This is a genomic window from Ensifer sp. R1-3 (genome assembly GCF_056739175.1).
Genome location: NZ_CP096515.1, coordinates 1,900,174 through 1,924,323 on the forward strand (window position 1 = coordinate 1,900,174; position 24,150 = coordinate 1,924,323).

19 protein-coding genes and 1 riboswitch are annotated in these 24,150 nt (G+C 63.2%); of the genes, 9 read left to right on the plus strand and 10 right to left on the minus strand.

Features of this window, described 5'->3' with window-relative positions; genetic code table 11:
* Positions 1-51 precede the first annotated feature (51 nt).
* Complete coding sequence (locus M1D43_RS09210) at positions 52-807, plus strand: TlyA family RNA methyltransferase (protein WP_010968888.1); 756 nt, start codon at positions 52-54, stop codon at positions 805-807.
* Positions 804-2,051: a class I SAM-dependent RNA methyltransferase gene (locus M1D43_RS09215; RefSeq protein WP_010968887.1), complete on the plus strand. Its 1,248-nt coding sequence runs from the start codon at positions 804-806 to the stop codon at positions 2,049-2,051. The genes M1D43_RS09210 and M1D43_RS09215 overlap by 4 nt, the downstream gene beginning before the upstream one ends.
* Before the next feature lie 81 nt (positions 2,052-2,132).
* Here M1D43_RS09215 and mcpU read toward each other — a convergent pair whose 3' ends face one another.
* The 3 genes from mcpU to M1D43_RS09230 all read right to left on the minus strand — a co-directional run bounded on the left by mcpU (position 2,133) and on the right by M1D43_RS09230 (position 7,055).
* Entirely contained in the window at positions 2,133-4,229 is a 2,097-nt protein-coding gene (gene mcpU, locus M1D43_RS09220) for a methyl-accepting chemotaxis protein McpU (protein WP_164835222.1), read from the minus strand.
* A gap of 282 nt (positions 4,230-4,511) precedes the next feature.
* Complete coding sequence (locus M1D43_RS09225) at positions 4,512-5,264, minus strand: crotonase/enoyl-CoA hydratase family protein (RefSeq protein WP_027992619.1); 753 nt, start codon at positions 5,262-5,264, stop codon at positions 4,512-4,514.
* A gap of 9 nt (positions 5,265-5,273) precedes the next feature.
* Entirely contained in the window at positions 5,274-7,055 is a 1,782-nt protein-coding gene (locus tag M1D43_RS09230; protein ID WP_153313257.1) for an acyl-CoA dehydrogenase family protein, read from the minus strand.
* 177 nt (positions 7,056-7,232) lie between these two features.
* Between M1D43_RS09230 and M1D43_RS09235 the strand changes: the two genes are divergently transcribed.
* Positions 7,233-8,222 carry a transporter gene (locus M1D43_RS09235; RefSeq protein WP_015007265.1) on the plus strand — a complete coding sequence of 330 codons (990 nt, stop codon included), beginning with the start codon at positions 7,233-7,235 and terminating at the stop codon, positions 8,220-8,222.
* A gap of 291 nt (positions 8,223-8,513) precedes the next feature.
* Here M1D43_RS09235 and M1D43_RS09240 read toward each other — a convergent pair whose 3' ends face one another.
* Entirely contained in the window at positions 8,514-8,927 is a 414-nt protein-coding gene (locus tag M1D43_RS09240) for a BA14K family protein (protein WP_027989693.1), read from the minus strand.
* Positions 8,928-9,185: 258 nt separating this feature from the next.
* On the opposite strand from M1D43_RS09240, the gene M1D43_RS09245 reads away from it, so the two are divergent.
* Positions 9,186-10,247: a glycoside hydrolase family 25 protein gene (locus M1D43_RS09245; RefSeq protein WP_192923399.1), complete on the plus strand. Its 1,062-nt coding sequence runs from the start codon at positions 9,186-9,188 to the stop codon at positions 10,245-10,247.
* Between the two features lies 1 nt (position 10,248).
* On the opposite strand, the gene M1D43_RS09250 is transcribed toward M1D43_RS09245, so the two are convergent.
* Together M1D43_RS09250 and M1D43_RS09255 are read right to left on the minus strand one after the other, a co-directional pair.
* Positions 10,249-11,349 carry an FAD-binding oxidoreductase gene (locus M1D43_RS09250; RefSeq protein ID WP_015007262.1) on the minus strand — a complete coding sequence of 367 codons (1,101 nt, stop codon included), beginning with the start codon at positions 11,347-11,349 and terminating at the stop codon, positions 10,249-10,251.
* Complete coding sequence (locus M1D43_RS09255; RefSeq protein ID WP_153313258.1) at positions 11,346-12,590, minus strand: aromatic ring-hydroxylating oxygenase subunit alpha; 1,245 nt, start codon at positions 12,588-12,590, stop codon at positions 11,346-11,348. The genes M1D43_RS09250 and M1D43_RS09255 overlap by 4 nt, the downstream gene beginning before the upstream one ends.
* 114 nt (positions 12,591-12,704) lie before the next feature.
* A riboswitch (cobalamin riboswitch) is annotated at positions 12,705-12,907 on the minus strand.
* A gap of 320 nt (positions 12,908-13,227) precedes the next feature.
* On the opposite strand from M1D43_RS09255, the gene M1D43_RS09260 reads away from it, so the two are divergent.
* The 3 genes from M1D43_RS09260 (at position 13,228) to M1D43_RS09270 (ending at position 16,351) form a co-directional block, all read left to right on the plus strand.
* Positions 13,228-13,821, plus strand: coding sequence for a DUF6656 family protein (locus M1D43_RS09260; RefSeq protein ID WP_153313259.1), 594 nt, complete (start codon positions 13,228-13,230; stop codon positions 13,819-13,821).
* Between the two features lie 65 nt (positions 13,822-13,886).
* The gene (locus tag M1D43_RS09265) at positions 13,887-14,861 is read left to right on the plus strand and encodes an L-threonylcarbamoyladenylate synthase (protein ID WP_010968877.1); all 975 of its coding nucleotides are present in this window, start codon (positions 13,887-13,889) and stop codon (positions 14,859-14,861) included.
* A gap of 47 nt (positions 14,862-14,908) precedes the next feature.
* On the plus strand, positions 14,909-16,351 hold the full coding sequence (locus M1D43_RS09270; RefSeq protein WP_153313260.1) for an FAD-binding oxidoreductase: 1,443 nt from the start codon (positions 14,909-14,911) through the stop codon (positions 16,349-16,351).
* Between the two features lie 46 nt (positions 16,352-16,397).
* Here M1D43_RS09270 and M1D43_RS09275 read toward each other — a convergent pair whose 3' ends face one another.
* A complete protein-coding gene (locus M1D43_RS09275; RefSeq protein ID WP_153320469.1) occupies positions 16,398-18,707 on the minus strand; it encodes a DUF1217 domain-containing protein in 2,310 nt (769 codons plus the stop codon).
* Positions 18,708-19,079: 372 nt separating this feature from the next.
* Between M1D43_RS09275 and M1D43_RS09280 the strand changes: the two genes are divergently transcribed.
* Positions 19,080-19,646 (plus strand): DUF6101 family protein, encoded by a 567-nt coding sequence (locus M1D43_RS09280; RefSeq protein ID WP_010968874.1) that lies wholly within the window; start codon positions 19,080-19,082, stop codon positions 19,644-19,646.
* A 79-nt stretch (positions 19,647-19,725) separates the two neighbouring features.
* On the opposite strand, the gene ubiA is transcribed toward M1D43_RS09280, so the two are convergent.
* The 3 genes from ubiA to M1D43_RS09295 all read right to left on the minus strand — a co-directional run bounded on the left by ubiA (position 19,726) and on the right by M1D43_RS09295 (position 22,746).
* Positions 19,726-20,682: a 4-hydroxybenzoate octaprenyltransferase gene (ubiA, locus tag M1D43_RS09285; protein WP_003533315.1), complete on the minus strand. Its 957-nt coding sequence runs from the start codon at positions 20,680-20,682 to the stop codon at positions 19,726-19,728.
* A gap of 72 nt (positions 20,683-20,754) precedes the next feature.
* Positions 20,755-21,561, minus strand: coding sequence for a MipA/OmpV family protein (locus tag M1D43_RS09290; RefSeq protein ID WP_153313262.1), 807 nt, complete (start codon positions 21,559-21,561; stop codon positions 20,755-20,757).
* A gap of 369 nt (positions 21,562-21,930) precedes the next feature.
* Positions 21,931-22,746 carry an AraC family transcriptional regulator gene (locus M1D43_RS09295; protein WP_003533310.1) on the minus strand — a complete coding sequence of 272 codons (816 nt, stop codon included), beginning with the start codon at positions 22,744-22,746 and terminating at the stop codon, positions 21,931-21,933.
* Between the two features lie 112 nt (positions 22,747-22,858).
* On the opposite strand from M1D43_RS09295, the gene M1D43_RS09300 reads away from it, so the two are divergent.
* A complete protein-coding gene (locus tag M1D43_RS09300) occupies positions 22,859-24,055 on the plus strand; it encodes an MFS transporter (protein ID WP_028010287.1) in 1,197 nt (398 codons plus the stop codon).
* The last annotated feature ends 95 nt before the right edge of the window (positions 24,056-24,150 follow it).

Below are 24,150 nucleotides of genomic sequence, written 5' to 3' on the forward strand. Positions count from 1 at the left end.
GCCGTCCAAGAGTTCGCTTGCATTGCGCGGCGGGACGCGCGATGACGGCCAATGTCCCAAGATACACAGATGACGATCCGCCTCGATCAATTGCTCCTGAACAGGGGCCTGGTGGCCAGCCGCGCCCGCGCCCGTGACGCGATCCAGCGGGGAACCGTGAAGGTCGACGGCCGCACCGTGACCAAGCCGGCTTCGACCTTCGCGCAAGGCGTGACGCTCACCATTGACGATCCGGCGCAGGATTATGTTTCGCGTGCGGCACTGAAACTCGTCGCGGCGCTCGATCATTTCGGCCTCGATCCATCGGAGCAGACCTGTCTCGACGTCGGGGCTTCGACCGGCGGCTTTACCGAGGTGCTGCTGAAGCGCGGCGCCGCGCATGTGGTCGCCGTCGATGTCGGCCACGGTCAGATCCATCCGCGCGTCGCCGAAGACCCGCGCGTGACGAATATCGAGGGCTTGAACGCCCGGTCCATGACGCGCGGCGACATCGATGAGCGCGCCATCACTTTCATCGTCTCGGACGTCTCCTTCATCTCGCTGAAGCTGGCGCTGCCGCCGGCCCTCGGCCTGGCCGAACCGGGCGCCTGCTGCATCCTGCTCGTCAAGCCGCAGTTCGAGGCCGGCCGCGATGCGATCAGCAAGGCCGGGCTGCTGAAGGATCCGGAGAGCGCTCCGGCGGTGGCAGCCGAACTCGAGCGGTGGCTTGTCGAGGACATGGGCTGGCGAAGCCTCGGCCTGATCCCCTCGCCCATTGCCGGCGGTGACGGCAACAGCGAATTTCTTCTGGCGGGGCGCAAGCCATGAGCACCGGGACCGTGACCATCGATCGACTCGGCGCCCAAGGCGACGGCGTCGCTCGGACGGAAGCCGGGCCCGTCTTTGCACCGTTCACGCTCCCCGGCGAAACCGTCTCGCTCGCGGTCAACAAGGCGAACGGGACGCTGATCTCGCTGAAGGAGGCTTCCCCGGAGCGGGTCGAGCCGCCATGCAGGCATTTCGGGCCGGATGGCGTCAACGGGACGTGCGGCGGCTGCACGCTGCAGCACGCATCCGACGCGCTCTACCACGCCTTCAAGCGCAATCTCGTCATCGACGCCTTGAGGTCGAAAGGGCTGACGCCGGAAGTCGGAGCACTCATCATCGCACGGCCCGGCGATCGCCGCCGCGCCGCTTTCACCGCCCGGCGGACGGAAAAGGAACTGCTGCTCGGCTATAACCAGATGCAGAGCCATCACATCGTTTCGATCGGCGAATGTCCCATCACCAGCCCGGGCATCGTCTCGCGGCTGGCGACCATCCGCAAGATCGCCGCGGCCATGGCGTCGAGCGCCGAACCATTCCGTATCACCGTGCTCGAAACCGATACCGGCCTCGATCTCGCCTTCGAGGGACTGAAGCTCAGCGACCCGCAGCGGCGCTCGGCCGTCGATGCCGTTCTTGGCGAGCGGGGTATCGCGCGCGTCAGCTTGAATGGCGAAATCGTCGTCGAGCCGCTCAAGCCTGCGATCGATTTCGACGGCGTGACGGTTTCGCCGCCGCCCGGCGCCTTTACCCAGGCGACGCGGCCCGCCGAGGACGCCATGGCGAAGCTGGTGCTGGCTCACGTCGGCAAGGCGAAGCGCGTTGCCGACCTCTTCGCCGGCATCGGCACTTTTGCGCTGAGGATTGCACGAACGGCACGCGTTCACGCGGTGGAAGGCGACGACAGGGCGGTGAAGGCGCTGGATTTCGCCGCACGCAACACCCAGGGACTGAAGCCGGTGACCGCCGAGAAGCGCGATCTTTTCCGCCGGCCGATGATGGCGCAGGAATTGAAAGCCTTCGACGCCGTGGTCTTCGACCCGCCCCGCGCCGGCGCCGAAACGCAATGTCACGAGCTTGCCCGGTCCGGCGTGAAGAAGATCGCCGCCGTCTCCTGCAATCCGGTGACGCTCGCGAGGGACCTTTCGATACTGACCGCAGCCGGTTATCGCATTACGGGGGTGACGCCGATCGACCAGTTCCTCTGGTCGGCCCATGTGGAAACGGTAGCGACGCTCGAAAAGTGAAAAAGGCCCGGTGACGAACCGGGCCTTGTTAGTTTTACGATTCCAGACGGAAACCGCTGCACATTTTTCTTGGAATTGCCGTCAGGCTGCGCGGCGGCGGCTCGTGGCCTGGTAAGAGGCCGCTTGCGTCTCGCCCAGTATAAACTGGGCGAGCAGCGCGTTGAGCGCCGCGGCCTCGGATGCGAGGCCGTGACTGGCAGCCGTCTGCTGCTCGACCATAGCAGCATTCTGCTGGGTGCCCTGGTCCATCGTGTTGACGGCCGTGTTGATCTCCTGGAGACCGGTCGACTGCTCGCGCGTCGCCGTTACGATCGCGCTTACATGCTTGTTGATCTCCTGCACCTCCGCGACGATCGCCTGCAGCGCCCGTCCGGTATCACCGACCAGCGTCACGCCGGAATGCACCTGCTCGCCCGAGGTGGTGATCAGCGCCTTGATTTCCTTGGCGGCATTGGCCGAGCGTTGGGCGAGTTCGCGCACTTCCTGGGCGACGACAGCGAAACCCTTGCCCGCCTCGCCGGCCCGTGCCGCTTCGACGCCGGCATTCAGCGCCAGGAGATTGGTCTGGAAGGCGATGTCGTCGATGACGCCGATGATGTTCGAGATTTCTCCGGATGATTTCTCGATGGCATGCATGGCCTCGACCGCATTCTGCACCACTTCGCCGGACTTCTCCGCACCGGCACGGGTGCGGGCGACCAGCGCACCGACTTCCTCGGCCCGGTGGGCGGAATCGCGGACGGTGGTGGTGATCTCCTCGAGCGCAGCGGCCGTTTCTTCGACGGATGCCGCCTGCTGTTCGGTGCGGCGTGCGAGGTCGTCGGCGGCGGAGCGAATCTCCGTCGCGCCCGCGTCGATCGCGCGGGCATTCGCGCCCACTGCGCAAAGCGTGTCGTGCAGCTTGGCGACCGAGTTGTTGAAGTCTTCCCGGAGGCGATCCAGGCGGTCGGCAAAGGGACTGCCGATCCGATAGGCGAGATCGCCGTCGGCCAGCCGCCCGAGACCCGTCGCCAGCGCATCGACCGCATGCTGAACCTCGGCGGCATCGCGGGTCTTCTGCGCCTCGCGCTCGAGACGCTCGCGCTCCGAAAGCGAACGGTTGGAATCGGCCTCGTCTTCGAGGCGCTTCCGTTCGACCGCATTGGCACGGAAAACGGCGACGGCCGCCGCCATCGACCCGATCTGGTCGCGCCGCTCCTCTCCCGGGATCGTAACGTCGAGACTGCCGGCTGCGAGCTTCTCCATGGCACCAGTCATGTCGGTTACCGGACGGATGACGAGGCGGCTCAGAAGCGTGGCGAGGAAGGCGATCATCGCGCCGACCGCCAGGATCGTGGCGATCGTCGCGGCGACGCGGAACTGGCTGATCGCCGAATAGGCGACATCCGCATCGAGCGCGAAGCCGACATACCACTCGACCGACGGAAGCCCCTTCACCGGCACGAAGCTCACGAGCATCGGCTTGCCGTCGAGCTCGGTGTGCATGATCCCGGTGCCGATCGCCGGCGTATCCACCGGGAAGGCGTCGGCGAGCGTCTTCGTCACGAGCTTGGCATTGGGATGAACCAGGATCTGACCATCCTTGTTGGCGAGGAACGCAAAGCCTTCGCCGCCGACATCGATGCCGTTGACCATGGAAACGAGGGCCTTGAGCGAGAAATCGCTGCCCGTCACACCGTAAAGCTTGCCCTCGTGCTTCACCGGTACGGCGGCGCTGATGATCAGGTCGCCGCTCGACGCGTCGACATAGGGTTCGGTGAGGACGCGCGCATCGGCCTTTACCGCCTGCTGATACCAGGGGCGCTGGCGCGGATCGTAACCGTCGGGCATCTTCGAATCCGGCCAGATCATGAACTGGCCGCTCTCGTTGCCGACATAGGTGGAGATGAATTCGCCGGTCAGCACGTCGTTCTTCAGGACGCCCTGAATGGCGGCTTCGTCAATCACCTGGCCGGCAGCGTCCGCCGCCATCGCGGTCAGCGTCACACGGCCGTTCAGCCAGTTGGCGACGCTCTGCGCCGCCTGATTGCCGGAAGAAGCGATATCCTCCTCCACTGCTTTCGTGGTCGTGGCGCGCTGGAGACTGTCGATATAGACGGAAAAGCCTGCAAAGGCGCCGACGACGACGCAGGACGCGGCAACGAGAATGCGCGTCATGAGATTCGATCGTTTGGACAAGGTGGGGCTCCCTGAAAGAGGCGGCATCGCCGCCGGGGATGAGCTCGTGATGATCTTCCCGGGCGCGACGGATCGGCCGCTGAGCGACTTGAAGGACGGCGGGAAAACGATGGACATGCCGCAAAGGCGGAGCCGGCAATGCTTCATGCGGCCGGGGGCCTCGCGTGCCGCAAAATTTCTGTGGCGCCGAAGGAGACCTACTGCGGCTGGACGCTAGCGGGAGCTATTTAAGAAGCGATTAAAATTGCTCCATGAACGTCGCAATGGCCGGAAGCGACCGCCCTACCGGCGCATGAAGGCTTCGAACGCGGCGCGCGCCTCGGCGCTTTTCAATTGCGCGGCAAAATGCTTCGCCTCCTCCTCGATCCGGGCAAGCACATCGCTGCGGTCGCCGCGAATGAGGTCGCGGGCGATGCGCAGCGCTTCCGGCGGTTTTTTTGCGAGGCGCACTGCAGCTGAAAGCGTCTCCTCCTCGACGGCGGTCTCTTCCACGATCTTCCAGATCAGCCCGGCCTCGCGCGCACCGGCGGCGTCGAGCGGCTCGCCGGCTGCAAGCAGGGCAAAGGCGCGCTGATGGCCCATGATGCGCGGAGCGATCAGGCTCGAGGCCGCTTCCGGAACGAGCGCCAGATCGACGAAGGGGGTCTTGAACACCGAGCGGGCGGAGGAGACCGTCAGGTCGCAATGGAGGTGGATGGTCGTGCCGATGCCGATCGCCAGTCCGTCGACGCCGGAAACGATCGGTTTCGTCGCGCCGGCAAGCGCCCGCAGGAAATCCAGAACCTCGCCCCCCATGCTGCCCCCCATGGCGAAGGCGAGGAAGTCGGCCATGTCGTTGCCGGCCGAGAAGCACCCTTCCGTTCCGAGGAATGCCATCGCGCGAATGGCGGGATCCGTTCCGGCAGCGGTCAGCGCCTCCGTCATCCTGGCGTACATCTGGCGGGTGATGGCGTTCTTCTTCTCCGGCCGATTGAACCGGATGAGCTGAACGCCGGGATAGGCTTCCGGCCGTTCGACGAGCACGTGGTCGGTCATGAGGTTTCCTCAGTCGAGTATGGAACGGGCAGCGGCAAGGCTCTCTGCGCCGTTGACGACGCGGTCCTTGAGCGCGCTCGTCTCCGCGAGCAGATTTTCCGCTGCGAAGCGGCAAAGTGCAACGCGCCGGTCCTGCCCCCCGTCACCGGCTTCGGCGAGCCCGCCCTTGGCGAGATAGACCCCGGTCAGCACGAGGCCGAACAGGCGCTGATAGGCGGTCGCGCCGGCGAGCGCCTCGGCAAGCTTTCCGTCGCGCAGCCTCGAAAGCAGCCAGTCGGTCGCCCCTTCGATATCCGCAACCGCCGCATCGAGCCGTGCGGCCGTTTCGCCGAAGCCTTCCCTGTTCGACGCGGCGACGGCAGCGGCGACCTCCCGGAGTTCGGCGATGAAGCCGCGCACCTGTGCGCCATCGGAAAGCGGCAGCTTGCGGGTGACGAGGTCGATCGCCTGGATGCCGTTGGTTCCTTCGTAGATCGGCGCGATGCGGGCGTCGCGAAGATAGCGCGCGGCCCCGGTCTCCTCGATGAAACCCATGCCGCCATGGACCTGAATGCCCATCGAGGCGACGTCGACGCCGGCATCGGTGGCGAAGGACTTGGCGATCGGCGTCAGCAGGCTCGAACGCTCCTGCCACTGGCGGGCGTCCTCGCCTTGCGCGGCATGCGCCATGTCGACGGCGTGGGCGCAGGCATAGGCGATGGCGCGCGACCCTTGGGTCAGCGCCTTCATCGTCAGCAGCGTGCGGGCAATATCCGGATGCTCGATGATCGGGCTCATGCCGTCGCCGCTCCACCCGGGCGCGCGGCCCTGCGTGCGCTCCTTGGCATAGGCGATCGCCTTCTGGGTGGCGGCCTCCGCGATCGCGACGCCCTGCATCCCGACGGCAAGCCGCGCATTGTTCATCATCGTGAACATGCAGGCGAGACCCCGGTTTTCCTCACCGACCAGATAGCCGATCGCCCCCTTCTCGCGGCCGAATTTCCCGTCGCCGTAGATCATGGTGCAGGTCGGCGATCCGTGGATGCCGAGCTTGTGCTCCAGCGAATGGCAGAAAACGTCGTTTCGCTCGCCAAGCGAACCATCCTCGTTGACGAGGAACTTCGGCACGAGAAACAGCGAAATGCCCTTCGTCCCGGCTGGCGCATCGGGTAGCCGCGCGAGTACCAGATGGACGATATTGTCGGTGAAATCGTGCTCGCCCCAGGTGATGAAGATCTTCTGCCCCAGGATGCGATAGGTGCCGTCGTCGCGGCGCTCTGCGCGGGTCTTGAGCACGCCGAGGTCCGAGCCGGCATGCGGCTCGGTCAGGTTCATGGTCCCCATCCATTCGCCCGACACCATCTTCGGCAGGAAGGTCGCCTTCAGAGCGTCGGTGCCGTGCTTCTCGAGCGCTTCGATGGCGCCCATGGTGAGCGTCGGCGCAAGTGCGAAGGCCATTGAGCCGCTGTTCCACATTTCCATGGCGGCGACGTGCAACATGTGCGGCAGGTTCTGCCCGCCGAAGGCTTCCGGAGCCGTCAGGCCGTTCCAGCCGCCGGCAATCCAGTTGCGGTAGAGTTCCCGCCAACCCTCAGGCGTCTTCACGGCGCCATCGACGAGCCGCGACCCCTGCCGGTCGCCCTCGTCGCCGAGCGGCGCCACCTCTTCCGAGGCGAAGCGCCCGGCCTCCCCGAGGATCGCGTCGACAAGGTCCTCGCCGAGTTCGCCGAACGTCCCGGCGTCGAGAGCCTCGGCCATGCCGGCAACATGCTTCAGGGTGAATGCGATCTCCTCGACCGGTGCCTTGTACATGGTGCTCCTCCCCTGCTTCCGCCGGCGCCTATTGGATGGGCGGCAGACTAGCTAATTTTACGTGAACGTCAACGTCACTCACTACATCCGGACGGCGACTGCGGCCGGGCAACTTTAACAAAACCGTCACGGGCCGCGAATAGAAGCCGTCTCGACCGATCCGGCCGAGGCACTGCGATGAATCTGATCTCACCCGATATACCGGGCCTCGTCTGGGCCTACCGGTTCGTACCGGGAGAAAGCCGGTGCCGGCGCATAGCCGCCGATTCGCCCGTCGAGAGCCTTGAGGCAGGCGAAGACTGGGTCTGGCTGCACCTCGCGCTCAGCGACGCACGCACACCGGCGCTGATCGAGCGCATCGGAAATCTCCCGCAGGAGGCAATCGCCACCCTGACGAGTCACGACACGCAGGCCGCGATCACGGTGGCGGACGACGTCGTGCACGGCACTCTGGTCGATTTCGAGCGGACATTCGATGCGGTGACGCAGACGATCGGCTGGCTTCATTTCGCCGTCAGCGACCGGATGATCATCACCACGCGCCTGCACCCGCTGAGAAGTGTCGATCGCGTGAAAGCGGCCGTGGAGAAGAGCGCCAGATGCCGCCGCCCTATCGACCTCTTCGAGATGCTCGTCGTGGAGTTCCAGCGCACTCTGATCACGCTGGTGCTCGAGCTGACGGAGGAATTGAACGTCATAGAGGACCATGTCTATGGGGAGGCCGGGCACAGCAAGCAGCCGGGCCTGGCGCCATTGCGCCGGACCGTCGTGCGGCTGCACCGGCACCTGCGGACGGTGCTCGCCCTGTTGCGCCGGGCCGGAGCCCTGGAAGAGGACGAGGTGCCGCCGGGCTTTATCGACGTGGCCGAGAGACTTTCGGATCGGCTGGAGGCCGTCGACCGGGATGTCTTCGCCCTCCAGGAACGCGCGAGGCTGCTGCACGAGGAAATCGACAGCAAGATTTCCTCGGAAACGAATCGTCACCTCTATATCCTCTCGCTGATGACCGCCTTCCTGCTGCCGCCAACGCTCGTCACCGGCTTCTTCGGCATGAACACGGGGGCGCTCCCCTTTTCCGAGGGCAGCGGCACCGCTTTTGCGGGCATGCTCATTGCCTCGTCCATGGGCCTTGCCTGGATCGTCCTCAAGCGCATCGGCATTATCTGAGAGGCGACCGCTCAGCTATAGGGCGAATAGCACTGCCGGCGGGGCCGTTGCCTTGGGGAGAAACCGGCTGGCTCGCAGTTATGCGGTCTGCCGACGGCATCGTTTGGGAGGCGTGAAGGTCAAGCCGCTTGTCGTCTCCCCCCTTGTGGGGGAGAATACCTGCGGCGAGCTCTCGCTTCCGCTTCTGCGTTCTGCCCGTGACATCGTTTTGGCATGCGAAGGTCGAACCGCTTATCGTCTCCCCCAAGGCAATGGTCCCGCGGGAGGGTCAGATGTGTATATGCCCTAGCTTCAGCTATAGGGCGAATAGCACTGCCGGCGGGGGCCGTTATAGGGTTGATAGCTGTTGTCGTAGGCCCTGTAAGAGCGATAGCGATCATAGCACCATTGGACATGCCGGCTGCCGTAACGGACCGGCGGGCGGTAAGCGGGACGGCGCTCGATTACGATTCCGAAAGCAGCCGGCGGGTACCACCAGCCCCGGTAATAGCGATAGCCGGGGCGCTGGTAGCGGTAACCACGGTGACCGTTGTAATAATAGAAGTCGCCATACCGGTAATAGCCACGCCTCGGCGCATACTGAACGTCCGTGACGGCGCTCTCGGCGGCAACCCGCGGGGGCAGAGGCGTGAAAGCCTGCGACGGCACCGCCGATGCCGCCAGCACGATCGCTGCAAGCGCGCCCGAAAGCCATTTGCGTGACATCATTTCCTCCTCGCATTCGATTCGCGTACAACCGGCCCTTGCAGGGGCGATATACCAAGACTAGAGCAGAAATCGCCGGAAGCAACTGCTGCGCGCGGATGCAGCAATGGAAAAATCCCTCCGTCGGTACAATCCTGGGCGGAATCGGGCCGTCGACTTTGCCTCTTGAGGTCGGTGTACAGAAGTGTTCGCCTCGCGCAGATTGGGGCCGGGGCTGAGATTTACGACCTCTTAACGCTAAGTCGGCAATCTCAGAGAATGGAAAAGCGGGGAATCTCGATCATAGGGATGATCTTGCGCCTGGCGGTCCTCATGGGCCTGACCTTCGCGGCGGCGAACGCACGCGCTAGCGAAGTGGAGCCGTGGAAAGAGCGGCGGAACGCCATTGTCGTCGACGCTTACGAGCTGAACAGCATCGACTGGGAAGCCATGCTGAAGGACAAGCGGATCGCGGGCTTCATCGCGAAGGCTTCCGACGGCCTGCCGGAAAGCTACACCTGTACCGGTGACCACGGCGGCGATACGGTTGCCCATTGCAGGACGATGTGGCGCAAATATGCGGTCAGCCGCGAACTCTATCAGACGCGCCGGATGCTCGCGCGCTCGCATGGTCTGCTCTGGGGCGCCTATCATCTGGCAAGGCCTGGCAACCCCGTCGATCAGGCGAACCACTTCATCGACTATGCCGATCCGCGCGACGACGAGCTGATGGTGCTCGATATCGAAGGGATCGATCCGGAAAAATACATGTCGCTCGAAGACGCCGCGATCTTCGCCGGCCATGTGAAGGCCCGGACGGGGCGCTATCCCGTCCTCTACACCAACCACGCAACCGCGAAACACATTGCCGCCAACCGCTTCAAGCATCGGCTTCTTTCGCGCCTTCCGCTCTGGTATGCGCGCTACAAGCCCGATATCCGTAAAGTCTTTCCGATGGGAAACTGGGACCGCTATGCGCTCTGGCAATTCTCCTCGGCGCATAATTGCGGAAAGAAGCGCTGCCCCTATCGGGTGCCCGGCACCCTCGACGATATAGACGTGAATGTCGCAGCGATGAGTGCATCGGCACTGAAGAGCGTCTGGCCTCACGGCGCGCTTCTTCCGGAGAAGCCGCCGGTGCTCACTGTTATCGCCTCGGCCACCGTCGGCACGATCCCGGCGCTGAACGCAAATGCAACGGCCACTCTTTCGCGGCCGCTCGTCATAAGCCGCGCCGAGGCGGAGAGCGGATCAGGAGCCGGCGCCGACGAGACGGTTACCGGCTCCATCGCCGTCAGGGCCGCCGAGGCACGCCTGCCCTACCAATCCGAGCGGCGTTAACTCAGGCCTCGATCTGGACGTCGCTTGTCGGCCGCGAACAGCAGGCGAGGATGTAGCCCTCCTCGATCTCGTCGTCGAGAATGCCGCCATTGTGGTTCATCTCGACGTCGCCGGCGATCTTCAACACCCGGCACGTTCCGCAGATGCCGCCCTCGCAGGCGGCCCCGATCCTGACACCGTTGGCGCGGGCCGTCTGCAGGATCGTCTGGCCGGGAACGGCGGTCGCTTCCTTGCCGCTCATGGTAAAGGTCACCCGCGCCGCCCCGGCCCCTGCATCGGCGGTAGGCCCGGCCCGAATTGCAAGCTCCTCGGCCGCTGGCGCCGCGGCGGGCTGGAAACTCTCCTGGTGATAGCGGGCCATGTCGAAGCCCGCCGCTTCCAGCATTGCCCGAACATTGCCCATGAACGGCTCGGGCCCGCAGCAGAAGACGGTTCTTTCCAGGAAATCCGGTGCGAGCATCGGCAACTTCGCCGCGTCGATGCGGCCGCGCAGACCATGCCAGCCATGCCGCGCCTCATGCCCCTCCACGAGGAAGCCGAGATTGAGCCCCGGCATCTGACGGGCGAGAACTTCGAGCTCCGATCTGAAGAGGAGATCGTCCGGGCGCCGGGCGCAGGAAATGAAGGTGACATCCGTTTCCGGCGCGCAGTCGGCCATCCAGCGCGTCATCGACATCATCGGCGTGACGCCCGACCCCGCCGATATGAAGAGATATTTTTCACCGGGATGACGGACGAAGCTGAAGTCGCCGAGCGGCCCGAACGCCTTGAGCATCATGCCCGGCTTCAGATTGTCGAACATCCAGCGGGTGCCGATGCTTCCGGGCTGCGCCTTGACCGTGACCGCGACCGAAAGCGGGCGCGATGGCGAGGATGACAGCGTATAGGTGCGCATCACCGGCTCGGCTGCGACGGGCAGTTCGAGTGTCACGAACTGCCCCGGCAGGTAGCGGAACCAGGCCGGCTTGTCGGAGCGGAAGGTGAAGGTCATCACGTCAGCGGTTTCGGCTACGGCCGACATGCACTCCAGCATGTGCTGACGGTCTCTCCAGGGGTCGAGCTCGTCGAAATGGTGAAAGGAGCGAGGCATTTCCATCGTCATGCCACCCGCGAGAGATGCGCGGCCCCGCCCTGAAGGCGGTCCAGCATGAAGCTCGAATACCACTCGACGAACTGCATGACGCCGCCCTCGTGTTCGGCGGAATAAGGACCCGGCTCATAGGCGGGCGAGCGGATTCCGAAGGCGTTTTCCTCGACGATCTGCCGGTCCTGATCGTTGGTCTCCGTCCAGACGTGCGTCAGCTCGTCTATCGTGTAGTCGACGCCCTCCACCGCATCCTTGTTGACCAGCCATTTGGTCGTAACCTCAGTCAGTTCCGGCCCGAGCGGCAGAACGCGGAAGGTGATCGCATGGTCGCCGAGAATGTGGTTCCAGGTCGTCGGATAATGGAAGAGGAGCAGCGTCCCGATGCCATCGGCGTCTACGCCGATGGAGAGTTGCTTGCGGACAGCCTTCTGTCCGGACATCGTATAGCTCTCGGCGCCGTTGATCAGCGGCATTCTCGTCATGCGGAACTGGCCCGTGGGCGCGATCTTGAAGGCGCTCGGAAGGCCCGCCGCCTCGCATTTCTGCCAGTGGGCGCCGATTTCCGGATCGTTCATCGCCCCCTGGACACCGGTTACGGTCGGCGCTTCCGGATAGGTACGGCAGAGTTCCGGATGATTGGCGGCGCAGTGGTAACACTCGCGATTGTTCTCCCAGACCAGCTTCCAATTGCCCTTCTCGACGATGGTGCTTTCGAAGGCGACCTTCGTTTCCCCCAGGCGATGCGGCGCGAGATAGGCCGCGACCGTCTCGCGGAACGGCCGGAAGTCCATCGGGTGTTCGGCAAGACTGATGAAGATGTAACCGCCGACGGTCTCGCAGTGGATCGGCTTCAGACTGTGCTCGGCCGGGTCGAAGCCCTCGGGCATCTGCCGCGCGAAGAGCAGGCGGCCGTCGAGTTCGTAAGTCCACTGGTGGTAGGGACAGACGAGTTTGGCGGATGAGCCTTTGTGCTGCGTGCAGACGCGCGAGCCGCGATGGCGGCACGAATTGTGCAGTGCCCGGACCGCGCCCTGCCTGTCTCGAACGATAACGACCGGGTAATCGCCGACCTGCACCGTGAAATAGTTCCCCGGCCGCGGGACTTCGCAATCATGGCCGATGAACAGCCAATCCTTGTACCAGATCTGCTCCAGGTCCTGACGGTAATAATCGGGATCGACGTAGAAGGCGCGGTCGAGGCTGTAGCCTTCGCGACGGGTCTTCAGCTTGCGCAGCATTTCGGTCTGAATTTCCATGCCCTTGTCCTCGTTTTTCCGCCGTTTCGGAGAGGCAGGACTGGAACCCGCGCCGGCCGCGTGGACCCGCAACGCAATTGGCTCCGATCCGGCTGCCCGCCGCAACCAGCTACGGTCTATTTCTGCTTCAAGGCTGGTTTCCGGGCTCTGGAGCCGTCCGCAAGGGACCTGCCCGGCGCCTTCCCGGACGCGGTGTCCAGTGGCCTTCTGCCGTGGCTGTTCGCTCCACCACCGTTGCGGGGGCAGCGCCGGGATTTGACCGGCTTCCCAATTCTCCGCCCTCCCTTCGAGGCGGCACCTTGAGTGTCCTCATCTAAGCCTGAGGACCGGCCCGGCAACTGCCAATAGACGACATCCGATTCCAGAAAGACGACAGCCAGGCGCGACACAATCGGCACGAAGGCATGCAATATTATCCATAACAAACAAGGAAGTAGATGAATCCCTGCGCAGCTGGCGGATTTTTCGGCAGCGCCGTTCATGGCGCGAAGGCGAGTGGCCATTCTGCGACACGGCCCGCCAACACAAGGGTCTGATCGATGCCGGCCCGGACATACCGGGACCAATTCGTTAACTGAGATGATTTAACGTTCGCCGCGATCAACCCGCTTGCGGACAGGATGGCGCGACGACGCCCATGGCAAAACTCCGATATTACGACGCTGCCGACAAGGCGGCCGCGCCGCCGAAAGCCAAGGCTCACACCGAGTTCCTGCGGACCGGCCGGATCGATAGACGCCGGTGGATGCCGAACGAGCGTCAGTATCTGAGTTATGCCGAGGTGGCGCAGCAGACGGCGCGGAAGCTGACGACAGCGGGCGAGACGACCCACAGGCGAATCAACGGGTTTCATGCCTCGATCCAGTTCCCGAAGATGGTTTTCCATCGCACGCTCCCCAGCAGTCCGCATCTCGGCTATTGCCACGTGACCGCCGCGAATACCTGCCTCGCCAACGGGCATGAGATCACCTGGTCCTTTTATTTCGCGAACTTCTTCTGCGAGCTCGGGAACGAGACCCATTTCTTCGACCGTATCCAGCCGGGCTACTCGCGCATGTATTTCGCCGTCGCGATCGAGCCCGACGCCGGCGAGGAACGGATCGTCGTCAACCGCAACGTGCGCGGCAACGGGCTGATTTTCCGGACGCAGGATCCGAAGGTGGCGCTGAAGAACGTGCTGATGCTCGGCGCACGCGACGAAGCCTTGCGCCGGATCGTTCGCAGCCTTTGACAAAGAAAATCGTTCTGTTTTTGCGGTCGCTCCGTTAAGGAAGCGACGGAAAGGATCAGAACGCCATGGCCGAAATCATCGACACGCGCATCGAACCTGAGCGGGCAATCGAGAAAGCCTGCGCGGTTCTTTCGGACGGCGAACCGGTCGCGATCCCGACGGAGACCGTATACGGCCTTGCCGCCGATGCCACGACCCCCGATGCGATCAGCCGCATCTATGAGATGAAGGGGCGGCCGCGGTTCAATCCGCTGATTTGCCACGTCTGCGATCTGGCGATGGCAGAGGCGCATGTGACCTTCGATCCGGTTTCGAGACGTCTGGCCGAGGCCTTCTGGCCCGGCCCCCTCACGCTGATCCTGCCGCAGCGGCGGGAGAGCACCGTGCACACGCTCGCATCCGCCGGTCTCGATACGCTCGGAATTCGCATGCCCGACGGCTTCTCGCGCCGGGTGATCGCCCGGTTCGGGCGGCCTTTGGCAGCGCCGAGCGCCAACACCTCGGGCAAGATCAGCCCCACCAGTGCGGCCCATGTGCAGGCGGATCTCGGTTCCAGGCTGAAGCTCATCCTCGACGCGGGGCCGGCCGCGATCGGCCTGGAATCGACCATCGTCAAGGTCGAGAACGGAAGGTTGCGGCTGCTGAGGCCCGGGGGGCTCGACGCGGCAGAGATCGAAGCGCTGACCGGGCTCGCCATCGAGCGCCCGGAGGCCGCCGGCGCTGTCATCGAGGCGCCCGGCATGCTCGCCTCGCATTACGCTCCCGGTGCCGCTGTGCGGCTCGATGCCGATGAGGTCCGGAAGGGAGAAGCCCTGATCCGCTTCGGCGGAGAGGCGCTTCCCGGTGAAGCCGATGCCGCGATCGTCCTGGATCTCAGTCCGGGCGGCAGCCTGCGGGAAGCCGCCGCCAATCTTTTCGACTATATGAAAAAAGCGGATGCCAGCGGCGCCGCGACCATCGCTTTCGGCCCGATCCCGAGCGAGGGGCTCGGCGAGGCGATAATCGACCGGCTGCAGCGCGCGGCCGCGCCGCGGGGCTGATGGCCATCGGCACGCTTGAAGCAACCACGTTGATCCGAGGCAGGGCCATGACCACCGTACTTCCTTCTCCCGAACTCATCGCCTCCTTCGTCGATATCGTCGGGCCTGGCAATGCCCTCACCGCACCCGCCGACACGGCACCCTACCTCGTCGAGTCCCGCGGGCTCTACCGCGGCACGACGCCGCTCGTGCTCAGGCCCGGCTCCGTCGAGGAAGTTTCGCTGGTGATGCGGCTTGCGAGTCAGACCCGAACGGCAGTCGTGCCGCAGGGCGGCAATACCGGACATGTGGCCGGACAGATTCCACGCGAGGGCAAAGCCGACGTGGTCCTTTCCCTCGAGCGGCTGAACCGCATCCGCGACATCGACCCGGTCGGCAACGTGATCGTGGCCGACGCCGGCTGTATCCTGGCGGACATCCAGAAGGCCGCCGATGACGTCGACCGGCTTTTTCCCCTGTCACTCGGCTCGGAAGGCTCTGCCCGGATCGGCGGCAATCTTTCGACCAATGCCGGCGGCACTGCCGTGCTTGCCTATGGGAACATGCGCCAGCTCTGCCTGGGGCTGGAAGTCGTGCTCCCGACCGGGGAGATCTGGGATGGGCTCAGACGCCTCAGGAAGGACAATACCGGCTACGATCTGCGCGATCTTTTCATCGGCGCCGAGGGAACGCTCGGCGTCATAACCGGCGCCGTTTTGAAGCTCTTTCCGAAACCGCGCGGCCACCAGGTGGCCTTTGCCGGCCTCAGGAGCGTCGAGGACGCACTTACGCTTTTCGATCGGGCAACAAGCGTCTGCGGGCCGGCCCTGACGGGCTTCGAACTGATGCCGCGGCTCGGCATCGAGTTCACCACCCGGCACATCGCCGGCGTCAGAGATCCGATGGAAACGACGCATCCGTGGTACGCGCTGATCGATATCTCCACCTCGGATACCGCCGAAAGCGCGGAAGGGATGGTGCAAGACCTTCTCGAAGCCGTCATTGCCGACGGTCTCGTCGAAAACGCGGTCATCGCCCAGAACGAAGCGCAACGCAGAGCGCTCTGGCACATGCGAGAAAGCATGTCGCCGGCACAAAAGCCTGAGGGTGGCTCCATCAAGCATGACGTTTCGGTCCCGGTGTCGAGCATTCCGGCCTTCATGACGGAGGCGGATGCGCTTGTCTCCAAGGCCATCCCCGGCGCGCGCATCTGCGCCTTCGGCCATATGGGCGACGGCAATATCCACTACAACATCTCCCAGCCCGTCGGCGCGGACAAGCAGAGCTTTCTCGATCGGTGGCGCGAGATCAATGCGATCGTTCACGCCGTCGTGCTCAAACATGACGGCTCGATCTCTGCCGAGCATGGCATCGGCCAGTTGAAGCGAGACGAACTCGCGGCGATCCGCTCGCCGATCGAGATCGAGCTCATGCGACGGATCAAGCACGCCTTCGACCCGGCGGGGATCATGAACCCCGATAAGGTGCTGCGCGAGGATCGAGGCGAGTAACGACGGCATCCGGAAGTGCGTGATCCGGGCCGCCCGCCGTTAAGCCCTACCCGCCCTTCCTGAGCTGCGACAGTTGGAAGAGCGTATCGGCGCTGATGCCGATATTGCTGCCGCTGCCTGAAAGCACCACCACGGCCGGATCGACTTCCATGTTGTTCTCCAGATCGTAGAGCACGGTGAAGCGCGCGAGGAGTTTCTTCAGTTCGGCCGGATCGCTCAGCTTCTCGAGATCGAGGTTCTTCTCGACGATCTTTGCCTGCTGGTCGATGTCCATGGAACTGAATTCGTCGGGCAGGCTGAAGATGGTGCGGAACACTTCGGCGAGCGCATCATCCGCCAGGAGATCGTAGGCGTCGACGAGCGAGCCTGCCTGGCGCTCGAAATAGAGTGCCAGGCGGACACCTGCATTGTCCTCGCCTGCCTGTTCTTCCAGCGACTGGTGCAGATACCGGTCGAGGGTCTCGTAAAGCCCCTGCCGCGTGATGATGACGCTCTTGTCCTCGCGCAGAACATTGCCGCCGCTGTCGAAATTGAACGAGGTGACCAGGGCGATGTAGGCTCCGGAGTTCTGCTGCTGATTGATGAAGCTCTTGGGATCGTCCAGATCGGAGGTGAAGATGTCGCGGAGGAAATCGACGGTGACATTCTCGGGATCGATGCCGTTTGCCTCGAGAGCGAAATCGACCAGGCGGGAATCGGCGAGAAACTCGTCGAGAGAGGAGAGTTTGGCGACTTCGGCCGTATAATATTCGGCTTCCGCTTCGGCCTTGGTCTTGTCCTCCTCCGAACCAAAACGGGACTTGTTGACGATATAGGTCTTGGCGGTCTCCTGGATCAGCGTCTCCGACTGGGCCAATGCCGGAACGCCGATATCGCCCGATGTCGTAAAGTTGAACAGCTGGGCGAGCTTCAGGTAACGCTCGTCCTTCAGCGTATAGACGAAGCTTTCCGGATCGGTGAGATCACTGGTCAGCACCCGCTTGATCGTCCGCGCGCTTTCGGAATCCGGATCGAGGCCGACGGCTTGCAGCGCGAAATCGTAGATCGAAGCCGTTTCGATGAAGTCGCTGACGGACGTCATCTTCTCTACGGCAAGCTTATAGGCGCCGATCGCCTTCTCGTCCGCTGCGTCGTCCTTGTCATTGTAGCGCGTCATGTAACGGCTGGAGGTGTGTGTCGTCTGCTCCGCGGTCTGCGCTGCATCGCCCGCCGCGAGCGTGCCATCCGCCTGGAAGTTGAAGGCCCTGGCGAGCGCCTTGTAGTTCTCGTTGCCCTTGCCGATCGTGTTGATGTAGCTGTTCGGGTCGTCCGGATCGCTGGTCAGGATATTCTTGATCGTCGCCGGCACGATCGTGACCTCGTTGAGATCGAAGGCCGTGCGGATGTAGTTATAGAGGCGCGTATCGGCGACAAGCTCGCTGACGGTCGTGATGCTCGCGATCTTCTCCTCGAAATAGGCCTTGTTCAGGAGCGCCGCCTGAGGCGTGACCCGGGAATTGCTGGAGACGTAGAGTTCATTCATGGTCTTCTTGTGCGCGGCGGTCTGTGCCGATCCCGCGGCCACCGTGCCGTCGGCTTCGAACTGGAAAGCCGCCGCCATCGCCAGGTAATTGCTGACCGTGGAAATCGACTTGTTGTAGGTGGCTATCTTCGCCTGGAGTTCCAGTTTTTCCGCCTGCGTCGTGCCGCTCTGCTGGAGCTTCGCCTGAGCGTCGGCTCTGGCAGCCTCGAGCTCCGATAGTCTGGGCTCGAGCACGGTGTTCTCATAGCTTTCCGGGTCGTCGGCATTGCTGGAGAGAACCTTGCGGAGCGTTTCACGGGAGTAAGTGCTCTCGTCGATACCGAAGACAGTGAAGACATAGGTCCGCAGACGGTCATTGTTCAGAAGCTGATCGACGCTGGTGACCTTGTCGATCATGACGTTGTAGTAGCGCGTCTCTTCCTTCTGGGTTTCCCCGATGCTGGCGATACTCGTATTATAGAGGCCGATCATCTCGTCGAGCTGCGCTTCCGTCTGGGAAACCGCCGTTCCACCGCTGAAGCTGAACGCCATCGTGAAATCGCGGTATCGTTCGTCCGTCAGCTTGTTGGCAAAGCTGTTGTCGTCGGACAGATCGCTTTCGAGCACCTTCCGCATGAAGGCGACCGACTCGATCATGTCCGCCAAGCCATAGGCCTTCATCGCGTAGGAATAGAGACGGTAATCGGCTAGGAACTCGTCGACAGAGGCCACACTGCCGATGTTCTCCCTGTAATACTGCGTATCGCGGGCGACGATCGTCTGCTCCGACACGCGCCTCAGGCTGAGCTTCATGTCCCGTGCGATCAGATTGTAGTCGAGATAAGTCGAAACCATGCGTCGCCCGCCAGCAAGGAACGGGGACCGCCGGCGCTCCGACATCCCCTGAAACCACTCCGATGATGACCAAGATCGCGCAGCATGCTTGTGTGTGGCTTTTCCCGCTGGAGCGGGACGCGGAAAGTGAGTGCCCATTTTCCGCCCGCATCCCGCCCTGGCAAAGCACATCGAAAATGCCCGCGGTTTCATTGACGAATGAGAAACCTTGCGGCCTCGGCTTTTGCTAACCATCGGAGACAGCAAAGTTTTTTTAACCGCGAATTTTAAGCCGCCCGGAACGGAGCCCACCTATCCTCAGCCCGTAGAGGACGAAAAGTCCCGACAGGAAGGCCGGGAACGGCTCTCAAGGAAAAACAAGGGCGATATGAAATGCGCAATACACTCTCTCAGCCGGCTTGGGTCGAAAACACGCTCAGACTTGACCCGAAGCGCTTTCCGCAGCAAGCAAGCTACGTGCTGCGCGGGCACACGGGGAATGTCAGCATCAGCCTTGACGAGCGTGGCGCTGTTCTGCGCAAGGTGCTACCATTCAGCGGCCTGCCGCTTTCGATCGCTCTGCCGGCGCGAGCTTTCAAGGGTGTGGCGGCACGGGCAATCGACCATGGCGACGGGGAGGTTACAGTGACGCTCGAACTTCATCACGATGATCCGGATCTCTGTATCCCGCTGCTCGTGGCTCATGATCTTTCGGACATCGCCGCCGATTGGCGCGCCTGGGCCGAAGCCTATCGCATTCCGATGCTCATGGTGGAAGCCGACGGGGTCGCGCGGCCGCTTGAGGAACATATCGGCGATGTCCGCACCGCTCCCGCAAAGCCGCGCCGCCGTCATTCCTTCTTCGCCGAGCGCCGCCCGCGTTTTCTCGTGCGCCGCTCCACCGGCAGTCTCGGTATCCAGATGAAGATCGACGGCCGCGAAATCATCGCCCGGGCGTGACCGCAGCGTTCCACGCCGTAAGACATAGATCAGCAAGCCGGCCCTACGACGCTCCGCGTCCTATGGCCGGCTTTTGTATTCAAATGAGCCGCACGAGAAGCGAGAGCACAAGTCCGGCAAAGATGATCAGGCCGACGACGCCGTTGAACTTGAATAGCGCGAGACATTGCAGCGGATCGTGAATGTTCAATACGACGATCTGGTAGGCGAGCATCACCGCGGCCACCAGAAGCCCGACATAGGCGAAGAATCCGGCACCGGCCGCCAGAAAGGCGAAAAGCATCAGGAAAACCGCAATCCCGTATAGCCCGATAAGCCAGGGCTGCGGGTTGTCGCCGAAGCGGCGGGCGGTCGAGCGGACGCCGATCAGCTCGTCGTCCTCCCTGTCCTGATAGGCGTAGATGGTATCATAACCGATGGTCCAGGCGATGGCGGCAGCGTAGAGGCTGATCGCAGCCAGGGAGAGGCTGCCGAACTCCGCGGTCCAGCCCATGATCGCGCCCCAGGAGAAGGCGAGCCCGAGGAAAAACTGCGGCCAGTCCGTGAAACGCTTGGCGAAGGGATAGATCGCGACCAGCGCCAGCGAAAGGAAGCCGAGAAAAATCGTGAAACCGTTGAACTGCAGGAGCACGACGAGACCCACAAGGGCCTGCAACAGCATGAATGCCTTCGCCTGAAAGCGGGTGACGCGGCCGGAAGGCAGCGGGCGCGAACGCGTACGTGCCACTTCCATGTCGATGTCGTGATCGACGATGTCGTTGTAGGTGCAGCCGGCACCGCGCATGGCAATCGCGCCGACAGTGAAGAGAAATATATGGAAAAGGAAGCGCCCGGCCGAGAAGCTGCCGAGCGAAGCCGCCGCCCCGGCCGCCATGGCGGCCGACCAGAGGCAGGGCAACAGCAGCAATTGCCAGCCGATCGGCCGGTCCCAGCGGGCGAGCTGCGCATAGGGCCACAGCGCTCGCGGCAGAACCCGATAGACCCAATTATTGGACGGCGCGTCGTGCACGCGGCCGGAATCGATAAAACTGTTCATGGCCTTTGTTTGGCCCCGCAAAACCCGCCGGTCAAGCGCCCCATTTCATCCCGCCGCCTTCCAGGCGGCCCGTCAGGGGAGCCTGAAATCGAAGCGATAGGTTGCGGTCACCCCGACGAGGAACTGGTCGCGGCTGCCGCGCTCGCGTACGAGGCTTGAATCGGCGGCAGCGCCCATCAATCGCCGATATTCGGCATAGACACCCGTCTCCAGCTTCTCGGTCGCCATCCAGTTGATCTCCGCGCCGAGACCCGCGGAGTGAATACCGCCACCCGGATCATAGGTGCCGAGTCCCGAAGCAGCGGATTCCGCTGCGTTGACGCCATAATAGGCGTCGAAATAATCGCTCGATGCCGCCGTCAACCGCGGTCCGGCGGAAATGCGGACGGTGTCGCCCAGATCGGCGAAGGCATCCGCCGCGACATCGGCGACGACCCCGTGATGGCTGCGGATACCCTGACGTATCTCGGCGCGAAGACGCATCCAGTCCGTGGGGTAGACCTCGGCGAAACCGCCGACTTCGCCGCCGAATTTGGGACGGTCTAGTCCGTCAAGATCGCTCGAGTCGTCCTCGTCACGCTCGAAAATCAATTTGCCGACGGCGCCAGCGCGGAAATGTCCCTGGTCGAGCAGGGCGTAGGACATGTTGTCGTTGCGCGACGAAAAGCGCACGGCGCTGCCAGCCTTGCCGAGCGAAACGAGCGGCGCCGCCTGAAGCATGCGCTTCGAAGAGCCTTCATACTCCGGACCGAGAAAACCAGTGGCGCCTATCTTCAGATACCAGTCTCCAGACCATGGGTACCGGCCCTCTTCGGCAGCAACGGCTCCAGCTGCAAGAAGAAAAGCCTGAGACGCAAGAAAAACAACATGAATGCGCATCTATACTCCGAAGAATAGTTCGTCAGTGGAGAAACCTGGTACGTGACTTAAGCACGTATAAGGAGTGACTCCCTAAGTCATACAACGCATTCTTATCTTCGACAAGTCCCTGCAATTCCGTCAGACCGATCTTTTCAGCTTCCGCACTCACGCAGCACCGCGGCTATCTCGCAAATTGGACTAAAGGTATTTGAGAATCATCTTGAGTTTATGAAGGCTGCTGTGAGCTGGATAATGGCGTTGTAGCTCTGGTGGGTTTTGTCGGCTGCAATCTCTCCTCATCTCTGTGCTTGTCACATAGAACAAGCCGCGGCGGGTATTCCGAATCTCAACAGGACTTAGAGCAATCCCAGAAAGTGCCGACGCCGTTCAGGTCCGCTGGTCACGCAGATAGACGCTCGGCGGCGCACCCAGCATGCGGCGGAACATGGTCGTGAAAGCCGCGACGTTCTCATAGCCGGCGTCGAGCGCCACCGTGGTGATCGGTTCGCCGTCCGCGATGCGCGGCAGCGAGGCGAAAATGCAGGCATGCTGTCGCCACGTGACGAAGCTCACGCCCGTCTCCTGCCGGAAGAGCCGCGTGAAGGAACGCCGGCTGATGCCCATGCGGGCCGCCCATGCGTCGATATTCGCCGATGCCGACGGCGCCTCCAGAAACTGCCGGCAGAGGGCTGCGAGCTTGCGGTCGCGCGGGAAAGGCAGACCTAAAGGCCGCTGGTTGAGCCGCGGTATTTCCGTGAGCAGCAATTCCATCATCAGGCTTTCGCGCCGTTCGGACGATGCTTCGTTCCCGGCGCCGACAAGTTCGTCGATGAGGCTGCCGACGAGCGCGCTCATCTCCAGGACGAGAGGCCGGCGCGCCTCGCTTGCCTCCGGCGAGATGTAAATGGAATGCATACGCACATCGCTGACCATCTCGGCCGAATGCTCGATACCCGCGGGGATCAGCAGGGCATGTCCCGGAGGAATCATCCAGCGCCCCCCCGACGTATAGACGAGCACCACCCCCGAACGCGCCCACCAGAGTTGAGTCCGGCTGTGGCTGTGGGAGGGCACGGTGAGCCCGCAGGCGTAATCCCTCCCGATCGCGAGAACGGGCGCGTTCGCCTTCTCGATCCATTCCAGGCTTCTGAAATGGTCCGCGTCCGGCAACTTTGGCAGGTGATGTCGGTCCGATTTCGCCATATGGCCCACTCACGAAAGAACTCGACCAAATCACAAAAGCAGGCCAGCGACAAGCCGTCTAGAGATGGCCGAAAAGGCTCCCTTGGCGAGCCGCCTCCTAAGGAAACATTCCATGGCAACGGTCACGTCGGCGGGCAGCATCAGCCCGGAAAAGACAGCATTCTCGGTCATCCTGGCGGTCAGCTTCTGTCATATGCTGAACGACATCATGCAATCGCTGCTGACGGCGCTCTATCCTTTGCTCAAGGAAAATTACGCGCTCGATTTCGTCCAGATCGGCCTTCTGACGTTTACATTTCAGGTGACGGCGTCGATGCTGCAGCCGGCCATCGGCATCGTGACGGATCGTTGGGCGCTCCCCTATTCGCTGCCGTTCGCCATGCTCTCGACCTGCATGGGCCTCCTGCTTCTCGCCAATGCCGACCACTTCTGGATGCTTCTCCTGGCAGCGAGCCTGATCGGCATCGGGTCGGCGATCTTCCATCCCGAATCCTCCCGCGTGGCCCGACTTGCTTCGGGCGGCCGCCACGGCCTGGCACAGTCGCTGTTCCAGGTCGGCGGCAATGCCGGAAGCGCGCTTGGCCCGCTGCTGGCCGCATTCATCGTGCTCCCTTTCGGCCAGGGCAGCCTCGGTTGGTTCTCCATCGTCGCCATCACCGGGTTCTTCGTGCTTTCCTGGGTGAGCATGTGGTACGTGCGCCACCGCCGCGCGACCATGAGCCGTCCCGTCCCCAGCCGCGCGCTGCCGTTGCCGAAGACGCGGGTCCTGTGGACGATCGCGATCCTCGTCCTGCTGACGGCTACGAAGAACGTCTATCTCACCAGCATCTCAAGCTATTTCACCTTCTTCGTCATCGAAAGGTTCGACACCAGCGTACAGCAGGCGCAGCTGATGCTGTTCCTCTTCCTCGGTTCGGCGGCCGCAGGAACCTTCCTCGGCGGCCCGATCGGCGACCGGTACGGCGCCCGCTTCGTCATCTGGTTCTCGATCCTCGGCGTCGTCCCGTTCACCCTTCTTCTGCCCTATGCGAACCTGTTCTGGACGGGCGTGCTGAGCGTCATCATCGGCCTCATCTTTTCGTCCGCTTTCTCGGCAATCGTCGTCTTCGCGCAGGAGCTCGTTCCGGGCCGGGTGGGGCTGATCGCCGGCGTCTTCTTCGGTTTCGCCTTCGGCGCCGGCGGCATGGGCGCCGCGGTCCTCGGCATCTTCGCCGACCGGGAGGGCATCGAGTTCGTCTATAAGATCTGCTCCTATCTGCCGCTCCTTGGGCTGCTCACCGTATTTCTGCCGAAGCTGCCCGCGCGATAAACAGGCGTGCGGGCGCCTCGCGCCCGCACGATCTTTGCTCCAGCCGTAAGCATTCCTCAATCATTGCCGGATAGCGTCCGGCGATGGGGGTGTGC

What these genes read in the sequence shown, in the direction of transcription:
- M1D43_RS09210 (WP_010968888.1), top strand. Translation starts at nt 52, where the DNA reads ATGTCCCAAGATACACAGATGACGATCCGCCTCGATCAATTGCTCCTG.
- M1D43_RS09215 (WP_010968887.1), top strand. Translation starts at nt 804, where the DNA reads ATGAGCACCGGGACCGTGACCATCGATCGACTCGGCGCCCAAGGCGAC.
- M1D43_RS09225 (WP_027992619.1), bottom strand. Translation starts at nt 5,264, where the DNA reads ATGACCGACCACGTGCTCGTCGAACGGCCGGAAGCCTATCCCGGCGTT.
- M1D43_RS09230 (WP_153313257.1), bottom strand. Translation starts at nt 7,055, where the DNA reads ATGTACAAGGCACCGGTCGAGGAGATCGCATTCACCCTGAAGCATGTT.
- M1D43_RS09235 (WP_015007265.1), top strand. Translation starts at nt 7,233, where the DNA reads ATGAATCTGATCTCACCCGATATACCGGGCCTCGTCTGGGCCTACCGG.
- M1D43_RS09240 (WP_027989693.1), bottom strand. Translation starts at nt 8,927, where the DNA reads ATGTCACGCAAATGGCTTTCGGGCGCGCTTGCAGCGATCGTGCTGGCG.
- M1D43_RS09245 (WP_192923399.1), top strand. Translation starts at nt 9,186, where the DNA reads ATGGAAAAGCGGGGAATCTCGATCATAGGGATGATCTTGCGCCTGGCG.
- M1D43_RS09250 (WP_015007262.1), bottom strand. Translation starts at nt 11,349, where the DNA reads ATGACGATGGAAATGCCTCGCTCCTTTCACCATTTCGACGAGCTCGAC.
- M1D43_RS09255 (WP_153313258.1), bottom strand. Translation starts at nt 12,590, where the DNA reads ATGGAAATTCAGACCGAAATGCTGCGCAAGCTGAAGACCCGTCGCGAA.
- M1D43_RS09260 (WP_153313259.1), top strand. Translation starts at nt 13,228, where the DNA reads ATGGCAAAACTCCGATATTACGACGCTGCCGACAAGGCGGCCGCGCCG.
- M1D43_RS09265 (WP_010968877.1), top strand. Translation starts at nt 13,887, where the DNA reads ATGGCCGAAATCATCGACACGCGCATCGAACCTGAGCGGGCAATCGAG.
- M1D43_RS09270 (WP_153313260.1), top strand. Translation starts at nt 14,909, where the DNA reads ATGACCACCGTACTTCCTTCTCCCGAACTCATCGCCTCCTTCGTCGAT.
- M1D43_RS09275 (WP_153320469.1), bottom strand. Translation starts at nt 18,707, where the DNA reads ATGGTTTCGACTTATCTCGACTACAATCTGATCGCACGGGACATGAAG.
- M1D43_RS09280 (WP_010968874.1), top strand. Translation starts at nt 19,080, where the DNA reads ATGCGCAATACACTCTCTCAGCCGGCTTGGGTCGAAAACACGCTCAGA.
- ubiA (WP_003533315.1), bottom strand. Translation starts at nt 20,682, where the DNA reads ATGAACAGTTTTATCGATTCCGGCCGCGTGCACGACGCGCCGTCCAAT.
- M1D43_RS09290 (WP_153313262.1), bottom strand. Translation starts at nt 21,561, where the DNA reads ATGCGCATTCATGTTGTTTTTCTTGCGTCTCAGGCTTTTCTTCTTGCA.
- M1D43_RS09295 (WP_003533310.1), bottom strand. Translation starts at nt 22,746, where the DNA reads ATGGCGAAATCGGACCGACATCACCTGCCAAAGTTGCCGGACGCGGAC.
- M1D43_RS09300 (WP_028010287.1), top strand. Translation starts at nt 22,859, where the DNA reads ATGGCAACGGTCACGTCGGCGGGCAGCATCAGCCCGGAAAAGACAGCA.